At 67.7% G+C, this 16,621-nt stretch carries 14 protein-coding genes; 8 read left to right on the plus strand and 6 right to left on the minus strand.

What is annotated here, in order from left to right:
- Positions 1-11 precede the first annotated feature (11 nt).
- Positions 12-1,355, plus strand: coding sequence for a phosphoglucosamine mutase (gene glmM, locus J7U37_RS09200; RefSeq protein ID WP_247635521.1), 1,344 nt, complete (start codon positions 12-14; stop codon positions 1,353-1,355).
- 30 nt (positions 1,356-1,385) lie between these two features.
- Here glmM and J7U37_RS09205 read toward each other — a convergent pair whose 3' ends face one another.
- A complete protein-coding gene (locus tag J7U37_RS09205; RefSeq protein ID WP_247635552.1) occupies positions 1,386-1,712 on the minus strand; it encodes an MmcQ/YjbR family DNA-binding protein in 327 nt (108 codons plus the stop codon).
- Positions 1,713-1,930: 218 nt separating this feature from the next.
- Here J7U37_RS09205 and J7U37_RS09210 point away from each other — a divergent pair, with 218 nt between their 5' ends.
- The 4 genes from J7U37_RS09210 to J7U37_RS09225 all read left to right on the plus strand — a co-directional run bounded on the left by J7U37_RS09210 (position 1,931) and on the right by J7U37_RS09225 (position 5,417).
- A complete protein-coding gene (locus tag J7U37_RS09210) occupies positions 1,931-2,812 on the plus strand; it encodes an outer membrane beta-barrel protein (protein WP_056184054.1) in 882 nt (293 codons plus the stop codon).
- A 283-nt stretch (positions 2,813-3,095) separates the two neighbouring features.
- Positions 3,096-3,947, plus strand: coding sequence for an outer membrane beta-barrel protein (locus J7U37_RS09215; protein WP_247635522.1), 852 nt, complete (start codon positions 3,096-3,098; stop codon positions 3,945-3,947).
- Between the two features lie 202 nt (positions 3,948-4,149).
- Entirely contained in the window at positions 4,150-5,073 is a 924-nt protein-coding gene (locus tag J7U37_RS09220; RefSeq protein WP_247635523.1) for an outer membrane beta-barrel protein, read from the plus strand.
- 80 nt (positions 5,074-5,153) lie between these two features.
- Positions 5,154-5,417, plus strand: a complete 264-nt coding sequence (locus J7U37_RS09225) for a hypothetical protein (protein WP_247635524.1) — start codon at positions 5,154-5,156, stop codon at positions 5,415-5,417.
- Positions 5,418-5,423: 6 nt separating this feature from the next.
- Here the strand turns inward: J7U37_RS09225 and J7U37_RS09230 are convergent, their stop codons facing one another.
- Complete coding sequence (locus tag J7U37_RS09230) at positions 5,424-5,972, minus strand: HNH endonuclease (protein ID WP_056184046.1); 549 nt, start codon at positions 5,970-5,972, stop codon at positions 5,424-5,426.
- Positions 5,973-6,613: 641 nt separating this feature from the next.
- Between J7U37_RS09230 and J7U37_RS09235 the strand changes: the two genes are divergently transcribed.
- On the plus strand, positions 6,614-9,259 hold the full coding sequence (locus J7U37_RS09235; RefSeq protein WP_247635553.1) for a DUF3772 domain-containing protein: 2,646 nt from the start codon (positions 6,614-6,616) through the stop codon (positions 9,257-9,259).
- Positions 9,260-9,290: 31 nt separating this feature from the next.
- On the plus strand, positions 9,291-9,788 hold the full coding sequence (locus J7U37_RS09240) for a CAP domain-containing protein (protein ID WP_056482284.1): 498 nt from the start codon (positions 9,291-9,293) through the stop codon (positions 9,786-9,788).
- 124 nt (positions 9,789-9,912) lie between these two features.
- Here the strand turns inward: J7U37_RS09240 and J7U37_RS09245 are convergent, their stop codons facing one another.
- The 3 genes from J7U37_RS09245 to J7U37_RS09255 form a co-directional block, all read right to left on the minus strand.
- Positions 9,913-11,604, minus strand: a complete 1,692-nt coding sequence (locus J7U37_RS09245) for a CHASE3 domain-containing protein (RefSeq protein ID WP_247635525.1) — start codon at positions 11,602-11,604, stop codon at positions 9,913-9,915.
- A 333-nt stretch (positions 11,605-11,937) separates the two neighbouring features.
- The gene (locus J7U37_RS09250; protein WP_247635526.1) at positions 11,938-12,771 is read right to left on the minus strand and encodes a flagellar motor protein MotB; all 834 of its coding nucleotides are present in this window, start codon (positions 12,769-12,771) and stop codon (positions 11,938-11,940) included.
- A 61-nt stretch (positions 12,772-12,832) separates the two neighbouring features.
- On the minus strand, positions 12,833-13,606 hold the full coding sequence (locus J7U37_RS09255) for a MotA/TolQ/ExbB proton channel family protein (protein ID WP_056184035.1): 774 nt from the start codon (positions 13,604-13,606) through the stop codon (positions 12,833-12,835).
- A gap of 247 nt (positions 13,607-13,853) precedes the next feature.
- Here J7U37_RS09255 and J7U37_RS09260 point away from each other — a divergent pair, with 247 nt between their 5' ends.
- Complete coding sequence (locus J7U37_RS09260; protein WP_056184033.1) at positions 13,854-15,629, plus strand: glucan ABC transporter ATP-binding protein/ permease; 1,776 nt, start codon at positions 13,854-13,856, stop codon at positions 15,627-15,629.
- 161 nt (positions 15,630-15,790) lie between these two features.
- On the opposite strand, the gene J7U37_RS09265 is transcribed toward J7U37_RS09260, so the two are convergent.
- The gene (locus J7U37_RS09265; protein ID WP_056482290.1) at positions 15,791-16,615 is read right to left on the minus strand and encodes a transglutaminase family protein; all 825 of its coding nucleotides are present in this window, start codon (positions 16,613-16,615) and stop codon (positions 15,791-15,793) included.
- Positions 16,616-16,621 lie beyond the last annotated feature (6 nt).

Raw genomic sequence — 16,621 nt, forward strand, 5'->3', positions numbered from 1 at the left:
ACGCGAAGATCATGGCGCGCAAGTATTTCGGCACGGACGGTATCCGGGGCCGCGCCAACGGCGTCATCACGCCGGAACTCGCCCTCAAGGTCGGTCAGGCCGCCGGCCTGGTGTTTCAGCGCGGCGATCATCGTCATCGCGTCGTGATCGGCAAGGATACCCGCCTGTCGGGCTACATGATCGAGACCGCCCTGATCGCCGGCTTCACCTCTGTGGGGATGGACGTGCTCCAGCTCGGGCCAATGCCCACCCCGGCTGTGGCGATGCTGACCCGCTCCATGCGCGCCGATATCGGGGTGATGATCTCGGCCTCGCACAACCCGTTCGAGGATAACGGCATCAAGCTGTTCGGGCCGGACGGGTTCAAGCTCAACGACGACGTCGAGCACGAGATCGAGGCCCTGATCGACGGCGAGTTGCACAAGCGTCTCGCAGGCTCGCGCGACCTGGGACGCGCCAAGCGCATCGAGAGCGTGCATGCCCGCTACATCGAGTTCGCCAAGCGTTCGCTGCCGCGCAACATCACCCTCGACGGCCTGAGGATCGTGGTCGACTGTGCCAATGGCGCGGCCTACCGCGTGGCGCCCGAGACTCTGTGGGAACTCGGCGCGGAGGTCATCGCCATCGGTGTCGAGCCGGACGGCTTCAACATCAACCGCGACGTCGGATCGACCGCACCGGCCGCGCTCGCCGCCAAAGTCCGGGAACTGCGCGCCGATATCGGCATCGCCCTCGACGGCGACGCCGACCGTGTCCTCATCGTCGACGAGAAGGGCCAATCGGTCGACGGGGACCAGCTGATGGCCGTGGTCGCCCGCTCGTGGAAGGAGGACGATCGCCTGACCCAGCCGGGCCTGGTCGCGACCATCATGTCCAACCTCGGCCTCGAGCGTTACCTTGGCGGGATCGGGCTCAACCTCGCCCGCACGGCCGTGGGCGACCGCTACGTGCTCGAGCACATGCGCGAGCACGGCTACAATCTCGGCGGCGAGCAATCGGGCCACATCATCATGTCAGACTACGCGACCACCGGAGATGGCCTCGTGGCCGCTCTCCAGCTGCTCAGCGTCGTCAAGCGGCAGGAGCGCCCCGTGAGCGAGGTCTGCCACTGCTTCGAGCCGTTGCCGCAGATCCTCAAGAACGTGCGCTATCGCTCCGGCGAGCCTCTGCGGGCGGATTCGGTGGTCACCGCCATCGCCCAGGCCCGCGAGCGCCTCGGCAATTCGGGGCGCCTCGTCATCCGCCCCTCGGGCACAGAGAAGGTGATCCGCGTCATGGCCGAGGGCGACGACCGGCGCCTCGTCTCCGAGGTGGTCGACGAGGTCGTGGAGGCGGTGACCAGGGCGGCGGCCTGAGAGGTCCGATACCGGGATCGAAGCCCGGCCTCAAATCCGATCCTCATCCGCCGGCGCGACTTCGCGCCAAGCGGCCAGGAGGGCCGCAAGCAGCGCGTCCTCATCGGCCTCCCAGAGATTGAGATTGGTCCAGCCCCGGCGGCCCCAGGCGCCCTCGATCGCCTCGAACCGGTCGGGTTCAGCCTCGACCCATTCCGCCTGCTGGGCGCGCGACAGGCGCAGAACCACCCGCTCTTCCTCGACCCAGAGCGTCGCGAAGATGCGTCCCCCCACGCGGAAGTCGGGATGGCCGCTATGGGCGCCCTCGACGACTTCCGGCAGGGCACGGGCCAGACGCCGAACATCCTCGGGTTTCATGGTCACGAACGCGACGTCTCCCTGGTCATCGTGAAGCACGATGTCTCTTGCTGGACGATGCTCGCAAGTGCCCGTCGAAATACAACCAAACCGGTGTCAACGCTTCGGCAAGGATAAGATTTAACGTTAAATCCGATTTAACACTTCCCCACCATGGTGTCCTCGTCATCCCGCCGGCGTCTTGAGCTTCCGGCACACGGTCGATTGAAGGACATCCGATGCGCCGCACCAAGCTGTCTGCCTTGGCGCGCTCGATCACGCTCATTGTGAGCGTGGCAGCGCCCTGCCTCGCCCAAGCGGCGGATCTGCTGCCCCCGCTGCCGCCCGAGCCGCTGCCCCCGCCGGTCGAGATCGGCGGCGGCTGGTACCTGCGTGGCGATGTCGGAGTCGGCGCGACCAATGTCGGTGCCATCTCGACGACGGTGCATGGCGAGGGCCTGCCTTCAGGCTACCGCTACGATCAGAAGTCGGTCGAGGACAGCTACTTCGCCGGCGGCGGCGTCGGTTACCAGTTCGGCAGCTACTTCCACGGCGACATCACGGCCGAATATCGGGGCGGCAGCAAGTTCCGCTTCCAGGACAGCTACGACTCCGTCTGCGGCGGCGACAACGCCTATCCGTGCAAAGGCGTGAACGCCTACAACGCCAACCTGTCGTCGGTGGTGGTGATGGCCAACGGCTACATCGATCTCGGCACCTGGTACGGGGTCACGCCCTTCGTCGGCGGCGGCGTCGGTACAGCCTTTCACCGCCTGAGCGGATTCAACGATTCCGGCTTCGGCGCCGCCTCGGGTGGCTACGGCTACGCCAAGGACAAGAACACCAACACCTTCGCGTGGGCCGCCATGGCGGGCCTCGGCTACAGCGTCACCCCGAACGTGAAGCTGGAACTCGGCTATCGCTACATGAACCTCGGCCATGTCGGCTCCAACCCGGTGACCTGCATCAATGATCCGGGCTGCGGCGGCGCCGTCTACAAGATCAAGGACATCACCTCCCACGACGTCCGGATCGGCATGCGCTGGCTGCTCGGAGGCGTCGTCGCCCCGGCGGTCGTCGAGTACCAGCCCGAGCCCGCCCCGCTGATCCGCAAGTACTGATCCGGAAACGACGGTCGGGGGCCGCCAAGCCGCCCTCGTCGTCGCGACCGCTGAACGTCCAACAAGCACCGATCCAAAACGGCCACGACAGCGGGAGACCGCTCGCGTGGCCGTTCTGCTGTGTCGCATGGGGGTGAAATCCTCAGGTGACGAAAACCTTTTCGCAGCAGAGGGTTAGGGTTAAGTCCTCTCTAACGCTTCCCGTGCAGGATCGCCAGAACGGCAATCCGCACCGCGTCTCCGGCGCCCGGTCTGCCACGCGTACCGTGAGTTCGAGGGCGTTATGGCCGCACACCGATTCCGCACCGCGACGGCACTCGCCCTCGCACTCTCCGCATCCGGCTGGGCCACGACCGTACGGGCCGCCGATCTTCTGCCGCCGCCGCCGCCGATCGCACCGGTAGCGATTGGCGAGGGTTGGTATCTGCGCGTGGACGCCACCGTCAGCGACTATGCCCGGCCGCGCGATGCAACGCCGCGACCGGCCGACGGCAGCCCGATCGTTCCCCTGACGCGCATGAACCTCGAGACCGTGCCGGGTTACGGCGGCGGCATTGGCTACCGGATCAGCAACTGGCTCCGCGTCGACGCCACAATCGATCAGCGCATGCCCGCGCGCTACAGCGCCTATTCGTCCGGGTCCAATTTCGTGACCGGCTACAATGTCGAGGCGGGCCAGATCGACGTGCTCACCGGCCTCGTCAACGTCTATGCCGATCTCGGCACCTGGTGGGGCCTGACGCCCTATATCGGCGGCGGCATCGGTTTCGCCGACAAGCGTTTCGCCAAGGCCTACACTCAGACCACCTGCATCCTCGAATTCTGCGACAACAATGCGGGCACAGGCCCGCGCGACGCGGTGCGCCGGCCGAGCCGGTCCGTCACCTCCCTCGCCTGGGCCCTCACCGGTGGCGTCTCCTACGACATCGGCCATGGCCTCAGCCTCGACACCAGCTACCGCTACGTCGATCTCGGCCGGGCGAAGACCGGCGTCGATGCCTTCGGGTACGATTCGCGCCTGAAGGATCTGGCCTCGCACGAGGTCCGGGTCGGCTTGCGCTACCGCTTCGCCGACGCCTCCGGTCGCCTGCCCGGCCTGGCGGTCCCGAGCTGGAGCCGGAATCCCTACGAGTAGGGGAGGGGACCCGCAGGCTCTCGGTGCACCTCGTTCGGGGGAGCGTCGGACCGCCGCGTCCTCCCGAGTCCCGTCCCGCCACGGGACGGCTCTCCACTACATCAAATCGCAAACCGCAACGGAGCGTTAAGGTTACTCAAGTAGAACCAGGCTACAGGCACAGCACTCTCACCCATCGGGCTGCGCCGTTAGGACGACATCGATGCGTACCGCAACCCTCGCGCTCCTGGCCAGCTTCACCCTCGGGGTCATCGCGCCGGCGCAGGGGGCCGACCTCGATTACGGCGTGCTGCGCGGGTCGGACTACGAGCCCGAGATCCAGCTCATCGACTGGAACGGCATCTATGTCGGCGGGCATGGCGGGTATACGTCCGCCTCCGCAGGCTTCAAGAACGTCTACACTCCGTTGATCTTGAACGAATTGCGGGATTCGTCGGCTGAGAGCCTTTTGGGCGCCTCGACCCTGCTCCCTTCGCGGACCGGCACCACGGAGGGTTCCAGCTACGGCGCGTATATTGGTTTCAACTATCAGTTCGAAGAGACGGTGATCGGTATCGAGGCCGATTACACGCGCTTCGATCGGACCACTTCGGCGCGCGACAGCATCGCTCGTTTCAAACTCAGTCCCGATGGCTACATGGAAAGCGTCTCCCTCGACGGGGCGGCCACCTCACGCGTCGAGGATTACGGGACGCTGCGGGCGCGTGGAGGCTACGCGATCGGAAACTTCCTGCCCTACATCACCGGTGGTCTGGCGATCGGCCGCGTTCATGTCGATCAATCGGTCGCCATTCAGTATCATGGCTACGACGCGGCCGCCTACAAAGCCAATCAAGCCCTCCAGGTGGGCGCCAAGGCCGTTGCCGTGAAGGATTTCGGTTACGTGAATGGCGGCTTCGATCCGAACAACCCTGAAGCCGGTATCCCGGCAACCAGGCGGGTGCGCAACGCCAAGACCAAGACCATGGGCGGATTCGTCCTCGGCGCCGGCCTCGAATTTGCTCTCACCAGCAACATCCTGCTTCGGGCCGAATACCAGTACGTGATGCTCAACGACTTCCAGGAGAGTGCCGCCAACCGCGTCGCCATCAACACCGTGCGTGCCGGTGCCGCAGTGAAATTTTGAGGGTACCGTTAAGCATTCGCCCCTATCCTGGCGGTTCGATCGTCAGCCGCAGTTGGCCTGCGCCCGCCGGGATGTTCTCCATGCTTCGACTCGTCCTCGCCGGCAGCGTCTTCGCCGGCAGCGTGCTCGCGATGCCCGCGGGCGTCGGAATGGCTCTCGCGGGGGGAGAGCCCGGGCCGGCCTATCGGCGCCCGCTGCTTCCGCCCGACATCGCCTATCGCGACCCGACCTACGTCGCGCCGCCGCCGCTTCGGACCGTGGTCCTGGCGCCGGTCCTTCGCGCGCCGCGCTCCCTGGCGCTTCCGCTTTACAACGAGCCGCCGCCGCGCTTCCCCACCCCGTAGACCGCCTCAGCTTTCCAGCTCGGTGTCCCAGTAGAGGTAATCGAGCCAGGTGTGGTGGTACTCCCGGTGGTCGAATTCCGGCTGGCGGCGGTGAAGTTCGTGCCGCGTCGGCCGGTGCGGCTCGTGCAGGAGCGGCATGTCGGCCTCGGCCGGGGTGCGGTTGGCCTTTCGCAGGTTGCAGGGGGAGCACGCCGCCACGACGTTCTCCCAGCTCGACTGGCCGCCCCGCGAGCGCGGCACCACATGGTCGAAGGTCAGGCCCCCGGAGGGCAGGCGCAAACCGCAATACTGACAGGAGAAGGTGTCGCGCAGGTAGATGTTGTAGCGCGTGAAGGCGGGACTGCGCGCCAGGGTCACGTAGCTCTTCAGAGCGACCACGCTGGGAACCCGCAGGGACCGCGATGGGGACCGCGCCTCGACATCGTAGCTCGCGACCAGGGTGACCCGGTCGAGGAACAGGGCGGTGAAGGCGTCCTTCCAGGACCACAGGGACAGCGGATTGTAGGAGAGCGGCCGGTAATCCGCATTCAGGACGAGCGTTTGGAGATCCAGCATCGGCGCTACCCTCTCGACGGGTCAACGAGGGGACAACGCGCAGGAATCGGCCGACGCATCGTCCCGGGTTGGTGAAAGATCAGACATCTCCGCAATCCGAGGCGTCGAGGCGCGCGACGGAAGAGCGGGGGAACCGGGTGTCCGCGATGGGGCTGGTGGGGCCGGAGCGGTGACACGCCGAAGGCAGATTTGCCGGACGTTGGCCAAAAGCCGTCGCATCGGGCGGGAACGCCCGGTTCGTGGCGACGCTCATCGGCGCGGATGGGCGTCGCCACCTCCTCGCACGGGAACGAAAAGGCCAAGTCCATCGGGGCTTAGTCTAATATCAGCGTGACACGCTTGTGAAGGTCACTCCGGCTTTCCACGACGTCGCGCCCACAACCCGGACGCGCAGGTCCGGGTTTCCGCCCGGAAACCGCCACTTCGTCAGCCTTTCGCCCCATTGCTCGGCGATGGGGCGGGCCACGGCCGCTCCCCGCTCTCCGACTCGCACAGATCCTGCTGGGGCGATTCGAGCCCTGCGGGTTGCCAGCGGCTCGGCGAAGCGGCGCGTGACGGCGGGCCACGAGCGCGCGTTGGCGCGGCGCGAAAGGATCGACATGGGCGGTATCCCGAGAGGCCAGACACCCTGGGGCATCCGGATGGCAGCGGTGATCGCCGCCTGGCTCGGGGCCCTCGTGCTGGCTCCCATCGGTGCGGTCGCGCAGGGCACGCCGACGGCCCCGGCCAAGCCCGCCCCCGCTGCGGCGCCTGCGGAGACCAAGCCCGCGCCGGCGGACCCGAAGGCGGCGCCAGCGGAGGCCAAGCCGAAACCGGCCGTACCGAAGCCGGCGGTCTCCGAAGAGATCCAGAACGTTCGCGCCGAGCTCGACGCCGCCAAGGCCGATTTGGAACAACGCGAAAAGATCCTGAGCGGGCCCAACGTCGGCAGCGGCGACCTGACCCGCGCCCGCGAAGGCATCGAGGGGATCGCCGACAAGATCCGTCACGTCATCGACATCACCACGCCGCGCCTGGAGGCCGCCCGGGAGCGCCTGACCCAGCTCGGCCCGAAGCCCAAGGAGGGCGAGGAGGGCGAGGACGTGGCGCGCGAGCGGACGGAGCGCGAGCACGCCGTCGCCGAGATCGACGAGACCCAGCGCCTCGCTCGCTCGCTGCTGGTGCAGACCGATCAGATTATCGACCAGGTCTCCAACCGCCGGCGTGCGGCTTTCACCCGCGGCCTGTTCGAGCGTTCGACCGCCCTGGTCAGCCCCGACCTGTGGATGCGGATCGCGGCGGATGTCCCGCGCGACCTGCGGGCGCTCCAGAGCGCGGTGGAGGACACCGTGGCGCTGTTCGCCCGCAACGGCACCATCGGCAACCTCCTGCTGCTCGGGGTCGCCTTCGGCATCTCGATCGCCCTGTATTTCGGCCGCCGCAACATTGCGCCCCGCCTCGGCCGCCGCGACGCGAAGGCCGTCGCCCCGTCGCAGCGCAAGAAGCTCCTGGCGGCCTGGCGGGTGTTTCTGCTCGGAACCATCCCGGCCATCATCGGCAGCTACGCGGTCTATTACGCCCTGGACGCCACCGACCTCCTGCCCCTGCGGCTCCTGCCGGTGGCCGGCGCCATCCTGGGCGGTCTCGCCTTCGTGGCCTATGTCGAGGCCCTGGCCGACGGGCTGCTCTCCCCGGGCAAACCGTCCTGGCGCGTCGCCACCATGAGCGATGCGGCCGCCTCGCGGGTGACGCGGCTGGCGGTCGGCATCGCCGTCGTCATCTCGGTGGTCAAGTCGATCGAGGCCCTGAATTCCGGCCTCTCGGCGGCCCTGCCGATCTCGATCGCCACGCGCGGCATCGGCGCGCTGGCGACCGCGCTCATCCTCGCCATCGGCCTGCACCGCTTCGCCGACTCGGCCGAGCAGGAGGAGGCCTGCTTCGGTCCCTACGTGGCTCCCGAAGCCACCACCGGCATCGGCGGCCCGGCGCGACTCCTCGGCTGGGCGGCCGCGGTGGTGATCGCGATCGCCGCCCTCGTCGGCTACGTCGCCTTCGCGGCCTTCGTCATCGACCAGCTGGTGTGGACGGCGGGCCTGCTGGTCCTCCTGTTCCTGCTGACCTCCAGCGCCGACACCTTCATCGGCGGGACGCTCGGCGACGACACCAAGTTCGCCACGGCGCTCCAGGCCAATACCGGCCTGCGCAAGCGCTCGATCAACCAGATCGCCGTACTGGCCTCGGGCTTCGCCCGCGTGGTCCTCGTGCTGATCGCGGCCCTGCTGGCGCTCGCCCCCTGGGGTCTCGACTCGACCGACGTCTTCAGTTCGGTGCGGACCGCCTTCTTCGGCTTCAAGGTCGGTGACGTCACCATCTCACTCTCCACCATCGCGCTGGCGATCGGCCTGCTGATCCTCGGCATGACACTGACGCGGGCGATCCAGCGCTGGCTCGAACAGACCTACCTGCCGGCCACCGACCTCGACGCGGGCCTGCGCAACTCGATCTCGACCATCGCCGGCTATGTCGGCTTCCTGCTCACCCTGGCGCTGGCCTTCTCGTATCTCGGCCTGAGTCTCGAGAAGCTCACCATCGTGGCCGGCGCGCTCTCTGTCGGTATCGGTTTCGGCCTGCAATCGATCGTCAACAACTTCGTCTCCGGCCTTCTGCTGCTGTGGGAGCGACCGATCCGCGTCGGCGATCAGGTGCTCATCGGTGACAGTGAGGGCATCGTGAAGCGCATCTCGGTGCGCTCCACCGAGATCCAGACCTTCGACCGGTCGGCCGTGATCGTTCCGAACTCGAACCTGATTTCGGGCATCGTCAAGAACCGCGTGCGCGGCGACCGGACCGGCCGGGTCAGCATCACGGTCAGCGTCCTGCGCAATCAGGACCCGGTCCGGGCGGCGGAACTGCTGATGAACTGCGCGCAGGCCCAGCCGGACGTGCTGAAGGAGCCGCCGCCCCGGGTGGTGTTCCGCAAGATCGGCGACCCGTTCCTGGAATTCGAGCTGATCGCGATGATCGTCGACATCAGCCTCAGCCTGAAAGTGCAGAACGATTTGAACTTTGCAGTCTTCCAGACCTTGTCTGGGGCCGGAATGATCCCGGCTCTCGGCCCGGGCTCCAGCGTGGTCACGGTCCAGGGGCTGGATTCCTTCCAGTCCGCCATGGGCCAGATCGCCAGCACGTTCACGCCGCCGCAGCGGCCCGGCGAGCAGGCGGGTCCGGCTCGGGCCGCGGAGGACCGTCTCGACGAGGCCGAGCCGATGCGCTCGGCCGAGGCGGCGCGCCGGCGCGCGGGAAGCTGAACGTCAGGGAGATCGGGTCGTGGTGAGGCGGATGTCGGTGAAGGGATTGGGGATCGGCTTCGCCGCCGGTGGGATCGGGCTCCTGACGGGATGCGCCACCCCGGAGCCCGTGAACGCGACCCTTCCGAGCCTGTACTGGCCGATGACCACCCAGACGGCGCAGGTCGACACGGCGACGGCCCGCGACATGATCTCGGCCTATCGGGCCCGCAGCGGTGCGGGTGCCCTGCGCCTCGATCCGGACTTGCAGAAACTGGCGGAGGCGGAGGCCGCCTCCATGGCGATGGCGGATCGGCCGAGCCGGGCGCAGACTGTGAAGAACGCCGTCGAGCGGCTCGGCTTCGAATCGGCTGAGGCCAACCTGTCGGCCGGCTATCACACCCTGGCGGAGGCCTTTTCGGGCTGGCGGGACAGCCCGGCACACAACGCCGCGATGCTGTCGCCCACCGCCCAACGCATGGGCATCGCCACAGCCTACGCGCCGGGCTCGAAATACAAGGTCTACTGGGCGCTGCTGCTGGCGAAATAGAGCTCCGACAAGAGCCTCCCGCCGGTGCACCTGACGGGTTCGGCCAACCGGGGAACCCAAGCCGACAAGCTTGGATTCCTCGTGACGTAGGCTGGCTCCTTGACCGGTCGGCTGCCGCAGGCTGTCAGGCGGCCCGGACGGTGGCGAGGAAGCGCTGGATCTCGCCGTCGAGATGTTCGCTCTGGCGCGACAACTCGGAGGCTGCGCCCAGGACCTGCTCGGCCGCCGCCCCCGTCCCGGCGGCCGCATTGGCCACGCCCGTGATGCTGGTGGTCACGACGTCCGTGCCGCTGGCGGCCTGGGCGACGTTGCGCACGATCTCCTGGGTGGCAGCCCCCTGTTGCTCCACCGCCGCCGCGATGGTGGTGGCGACCACGCTCATCTCGCGGACCTGGTTGGCGATCCCCTCGATGGCGCCTACGGCGCGGCCGGTGGAATCCTGGATCTCGTTGATCTGCCGGGCGATCTCGTCCGTGGCACGGGCGGTCTGGCTCGCCAATTCCTTGACCTCGGTCGCGACGACCGCGAAGCCGCGGCCCGCCTCGCCGGCCCGCGCCGCCTCGATGGTGGCGTTGAGCGCCAGCAGGTTGGTCTGCCCGGCGATGCTGGAGATCAGACCGACGACCTCCCCGATCTTGGCGGCACTCCGCGACAGGGCCTGGACCAGGATCGTGGTCTCGGCCGCCTGGGAGGCGGCCTGATTGGCGAGATGGGCCGAGCCGTCGACCTGCCGGCCGATTTCGGCGACGGAGGAGCCGAGTTCCTCCGCGGCCGACGCCACCGTGGTGACGTTGGTGGCGGCTTCCTCGGCCGCGGCGGCGACATTCGTCGACTGATTGCTGGTCTCGGTCGCCGTCGTGCTCATGACCTGGGCGGTCGCCTGCAACTCGGTGGCCGAGGCCGCCACCGCGCCCACGATGCCGCCCACGGCGCGCTCGAACCCATCGGCCAGCTCGCGCATGGCGGTCTGGCGCTGGACCTCGATGCTGGCCCGCGCCAGTTCGGCCTGCCGTTCCAGCTCGGCAGTCCAGATCAGGTTGTCCTTGAACACGCCGACCGCCGCCGCCATCGCGCCGACCTCGTCGCGACGCCCGGCCCCCGGAACCGCAAGCGACAGGTCCCCGGCCGCGAGACGCGCCATCATGGCGGTCATGGCCCGGATCGGCCGGGCAATCCCGAGATGCAGCAGCAGCAGGCTGAGTGCGGAGACCAGGAGGATGACGCCGATCCCGATCCAGTTCGCAAGCCGGGACGCCAGGGTCGCGGCGGCGGCGGCGGCCCCGCGGGTCTCCAGCAAAGACGCCTCGTCGGCCACGATCTCGGCCGCCTTGACTCTGAGAGCGTCCATCGAGGCCTTGCCGGCTCCCGAAGCCTCGACGCGGCGCGCCTCATCCTGCGTGGCCGGATTGGCCATGAGGCGGATTTCCTTCTCCGCGACGTCCCCTTGCCATTGCCGCGCGAAGCCCTCCACGGCCCGGAGCCGCTCCTGCTGGCGGGCGTTGTCCGAGGTCAGCTGCCGCACCGCGCCCAGGGAGGTGGCGAAGACGGCTTGGCCGGCCTTGTAAGGGGCCAGGAAGGCGTCATCGCCGGAGACGAGATAGCCGCGCACCCCCGTTTCCTGATCGACCATCGCGCCGGTGAGGCGGCTCATCTCGCCCAGCACTTGGTAGGTGTGGCGTGTCCATTGGTTGGCCTCCTCAATCGCCGAAAGGTTTCGGAGCGATACAACCGAGACGGTTGTGGAAGCCGCCAGAACAATTGCAAGGGTTGCACCAATCTTCGCAGCGATCTTGAGGTTGATGAGCCGGGACAACATTGAGAATGTCTCTTCGTTGCGGGTGCAAAAAGCCTTCTGCTCCCGTCTGTGGCGAGAAAATCCGCTTGTCGAAGAGCTAGTCTTATCTTTTATAACTATGTCTTACGCCTCCCTATCATTTATCAAGTTCGGCCCCCAGGAGGAAGAAGCGCGACAGCATCGTCCGCTCGAGGCGGGGCCGCGGCGTAGGCTGATCGGTCGGGGGAGGTGGTGATCGTCCGGCAGGCAGCCGCCATGCGCGGGGTTGGGCGCCGGAAGGACGAGGCTGCGCGGTGGACGCGGTGTCGGGACATCGGGGGCGATCCGACCGACGGTCGGAAACGCCCTCCGCCGTCAGGGGAAGTGCTTCATCCGCGGCGAAGGCGACGATTCGCTGATCAGCGTCACGGTCACGCGGCGGTTGGCGGGCAGGTAGGGGTTGTCCGGAAACATCGGCTCGGTGTCCGCCTTGCCGGCGACGGAGGCGAAGCGGTCGTCGGGTACGCCGCTGCCCGCCAGGATCTCGCGCACGCTGATCGCCCGGTTGGCCGAGAGTTCCCAGGGCGGGGCGGGGGGGCGCGTTCCGGGCCGGTCGGTGGCGGTGTAGCCCGTGATGGCGATCCGGTTCGGCATCTTGCGCAGGGTGACGGCGATGCGCTCGAGCAGGCGGCGGGTGCGGGCGTTCGGTCGGCTCGATCCATCGGGAAACATCGAGGCTCCGTCCTGGTCGACGATGGACAGGTCGACCCCGCGCTGGGAGGGCGCCACGATGATGTTCTTCGACAGCTCGGCCACCTCCGGCATGTCCTGAAGCGCCTGGCGCAGGCTCGCGGCCGCCAGCCCCGCGCCGTCGGGATAGCCCTTGTCCGGCATGCCCTCGTCGACGTTGCCGTCCACGGCCGGCGGCGTGGTGTGATCGGAGGCGAGCTCCGGCGGGATGTCGCGCCGGAACTTCACCTTGTCGGCATGGGCCAGACCGTCCTTCTCGATAATGCCGGCGAAGCGCGATTCCTTGTTGACGCCGAAGGCATCGCGCATGGAGCCGGCCACCGCCTGCATCTTCTTCTGATCCTGCGTCGAATAGGCCGCGATCATGACGAAGAAGCTCATGAGCAGCGCCATCAGGTCGGCGAAGGTCACGAACCAGCCGTGGCCGCCATGCGCGCCGCCGCGCTTCTTCTTAGCCATGAGCGGTACCGCGCTTGTTCTTAGTCATGCGTGATACTGCGCCCGATGCGAACCCGCGCCATCAGGCCGGCTCGGCCACGAGTTCGTCACGGTGGTTGTGCGGCAGATAGGCGATCAGCATCTCGCGCACCAGGGAGGCGCTCTTGGCATCGCGGATGAGCAGGATGCCGTCGATGATCAGCGAGCGGGAGACGTCCTCCTCCTCCAGCTTCACATGCAGCTTGTCGGCCAGCGGCAGGGTGATCATGTTGGCGATCAGTGCGCCGTAGAGGGTGGCGAGCAGCGCGGTCGCCATGGCGGGGCCGAGCTTCGAGGGGTCCGACATGTTTGCGAACATCGTCACCATGCCGAGAATCGTCCCGATCATGCCCCAGGCCGGGGCGCAGTCGCCGAAGGCCCGGTAGATCTTCGAGCCCTCGTCGAGGTGCATGAGGAAGTTGTCGCGGTCGCGCTCCATCGTGTCGCGGATGAACTCGCGGTCGTAGCCGTCAGCGATGTAGCGCGCACCCTGGGCCAGGAAGGGGTCGGAGATCTCCATGTTTTCCAGGGCCATCGGGCCGGACTTGCGCACCACGTCGGCGATCTTGGTGATCTCCTCGATGAGGTCGCGCGGCTTGATGGCGCGCATCGAAAATGCGTAGCGCAGGCCCATCGGCAGCCCGTGCATCATGGTGGAGAACGGGAACCGCATCATCGTGGCGGCAGTGGCGCCGCCGAAGATCACGATGACCGCGTGCTTGTCGAAATAGGCGGCGAAATTGCCGCCGTCGATCATGATCAGGATGAAGACGACGGCGAAGCCGCCGACGAGGCCGATACCGGTTGCGAGATCCATGATCACTCGAGCCTGAGCGGCTGCCCGCATGCCGCGTTGGCACCGCACGACGAGGCGCCGCTCCCACCGTTACGCATTCAGGTTGAACGAACCGTAAAAACGCCGGCGGTCTCTGGCCGAACACCGTGTGATCGCGTCATGCACTGTTCAGGGAGCGCCGGACATAAGGCACGCCACGCCAAGGATTTGGCGGCCTCCGCCGGGATGCGTTCGCGCAACCCGGTCAGGGATCGGAGCACACGGTATCATGTCGTTGGTTCGTCTTTACGCACGGGTCATGGGTCTCCTGGGTGCCGACCGCCGTCTGGCGGCGGTCCTGGCCTGCGCCAACGTGGCTCTCGCAGTGGCGGCCTTCGCCGAGCCGCTGCTGATGGGCCGCATCATCGACCAGCTCACCCATCTCAAGAGCAGCACCAACGCCTTCGCCACGCTGGCGCCCCTGATCGGCGCCTGGGTGGGCTTCGGCCTGTTCACGATCGCGGCCGGCGTGACGATCGCCCTGCATGCGGACCGGCTGGCTCACCGCAACCGCCTCACCGCCATGGCCAACTACTTCGAGCACGTGCTCGAGCTGCCGCTCGCCTTCCATTCCTCCAATCATTCCGGCCGCGTCCTGAAGGCGATGCTGGAAGGCTCGAACGGCATGTTCTGGCTCTGGCTCGGCTTCTTCCGCGACCACTTCGTCGCCTTCGTGTCGCTGATCGTCCTCCTGCCCATGACCCTGTTCGTGAACTGGCAGCTCGGCTCGATCCTGGTCGTGCTCGTGCTCGCCTTCACCGCCCTGACCACGATGGTCATGCGCCGCACCGAGACCCTGCAGGGCCGGGTCGAGGCCTATCAGTCGGGCCTCGCCGAGCACGCCTCGGACGCCCTGGGCAACGTCGCCGTCATCCAGTCCTTCACCCGCGCCAAGGCCGAGAAGGAGGCGATGCACGACATCATCCGCAACCTGCTCGCCGCGCAGATCCCGGTCCTGTCCTGGTGGGCGCTCGCCAACGTCGCCACCCGCGCCTCCGCGACCCTGACCATGACGGCGATCTTCATCACCGGCATCGCGCTGCACCAGCACGGCCAGGCCAGCGTCGGCGAGGTCGTGGCCTTCATGAGCCTGGCCACCATGCTGGTTTCGCGCCTCGATCAGGTCGCCACCTGCATCAACGGCCTGTTCCAGCAGATGCCCAAGATCGACGAGTTCTTCGAGATCCTCGACACCACCCCGGCCGTTCACGACCGTCCCGGCGCCCAGCAGGTCGCGCGCTTCGACGGCGAGGTCGCCTTCGATAGCGTCGGTTTCTCCTACACGGCCCGCCGCAAGGCCCTGGAGGATGTCTCCTTCACCGCGCAGGCCGGCCAGACCATCGCCCTCGTGGGCACCACCGGCTCGGGCAAGTCGACCACCCTCGGCCTCTTGCACCGCGCCTTCGATCCCGACCATGGGGCCATCCGCATCGACGGCACCGACATTCGCGACATCGGCCTGTCCAGCCTGCGCCACAACATCGGCGTGGTGTTCCAGGAGCCGATGCTGTTCGCCCGCTCCATCCGCGAGAACCTTCAGGTCGGCCGGCCGAACGCCACCGATGCCGAGATGCTCGACGCCCTCGAGCGGGCCCAGGCCACCGAGTTCATGGCCCGCCAGGCGGACGGCCTCGACACGGTGATCGGCGAGCGCGGCCGCTCGCTCTCCGGTGGCGAGCGCCAGCGCCTGTCGATCGCCCGCGCCCTGCTCAAGAACCCGCCGGTGCTGATCCTCGACGAGGCGACCTCCGCCCTCGATGCAACCACCGAGCGCAAGCTCCAGGGCGCCCTGGAGGCCGTGATGGAGGGCCGCACCACCTTCGTCATCGCCCACCGGCTTGCCACCATCCGCAACGCCGACCGCATCCTCGTCTTCCACGAGGGCCGGATCGTAGAATCCGGCACCTTCGACGACCTCGTCGCGCAGAACGGCCGCTTCGCCGATCTCGCCCGGGCACAGTTCATGGCGGCGCAGGAGCCGGACGGGATGGCGCTGGCAGCCTGACCCCCGGCGCATTTGACGCCAGCGCGCCGTAGGCCCACCGACTGACGCCTTCTCCCGACCCTCGGGGGAGGGCGTCTTCGTGCCGGGGTCGGGTGGCGCGGACACGCAGCCCGCGCAGGGGGGCGCCGAGGCCAGTTTGTCAGGACGGAGAGCGCGGGGGATCAGTCCGACGGGACCGACGTCCGCGCGTCCTCGGCCCAGACCCGGAACTGCGTCAGGCGGTTCGAGCCGAATGTGTGGGTCAGCGGAACGTCCGCCGCGTCCCGGCCGCGCGCCACCAGGATGCGACCGCGGCGGGGTGCATTGTTGCGCGGGTCGAACACGTGCCAGGCCCCCCCGAGATACACCTCGGTCCAGGCGGCGAAGTCGCCGGGCCCATGCGGTTCGGGCTCGCCGATGAAGCTGAGATAGCCGGTGCAGTAGCGGGTCGGGATGTTGAGCGCCCGGCAGAAGGCCACGAACAGGTGTGCGTAATCGCGGCACACGCCGCGCTGACTCGCGAAGGCATCGGCGGCGGTACGGTCGACATGGGCGTAGCCGTAGCCGAAGGTGATGTGGCCGTGGACGTAGTCGCAGATCGCCTGAACCCGCGACCAGCCGGGCTCGAGATGGCCGAACAGGTTCCAGGCCTCGTCGGAGAGCAGATCGGATTCGCAGTATCGGCTCGCCACCAGGAAGGGCAAAGCCTCCTCCGGCAGATCCTCGACCGCATGCTCGGCCGCGTCGGCAACCACCGGGTCGAGGGCGCCGTCGTCGTCGATCTCGGCGTGAACGCTCAGGGTTACGGCGCCGGCCGGAGCCACGAAGCGCACCGTGCGGTTGCCGAAGACGTCGCGGAAGGTGCGCACCGGAAGGGGCGGATCGAGGGTGAGCACGTCCGGCGGCACCGCCGCCAGGCCCTTGATCGGATAAGAATTCAGGCGGGCGATGACGGGGGTCGGCTGTGGGAAATCATAGCCCATCTCGCAACCGAACCTGATCCGCATCGAAAC

It is taken from the genome of Methylobacterium sp. 37f, assembly GCF_023093475.1.
Taxonomy (GTDB): Bacteria; Pseudomonadota; Alphaproteobacteria; order Rhizobiales; family Beijerinckiaceae; genus Methylobacterium.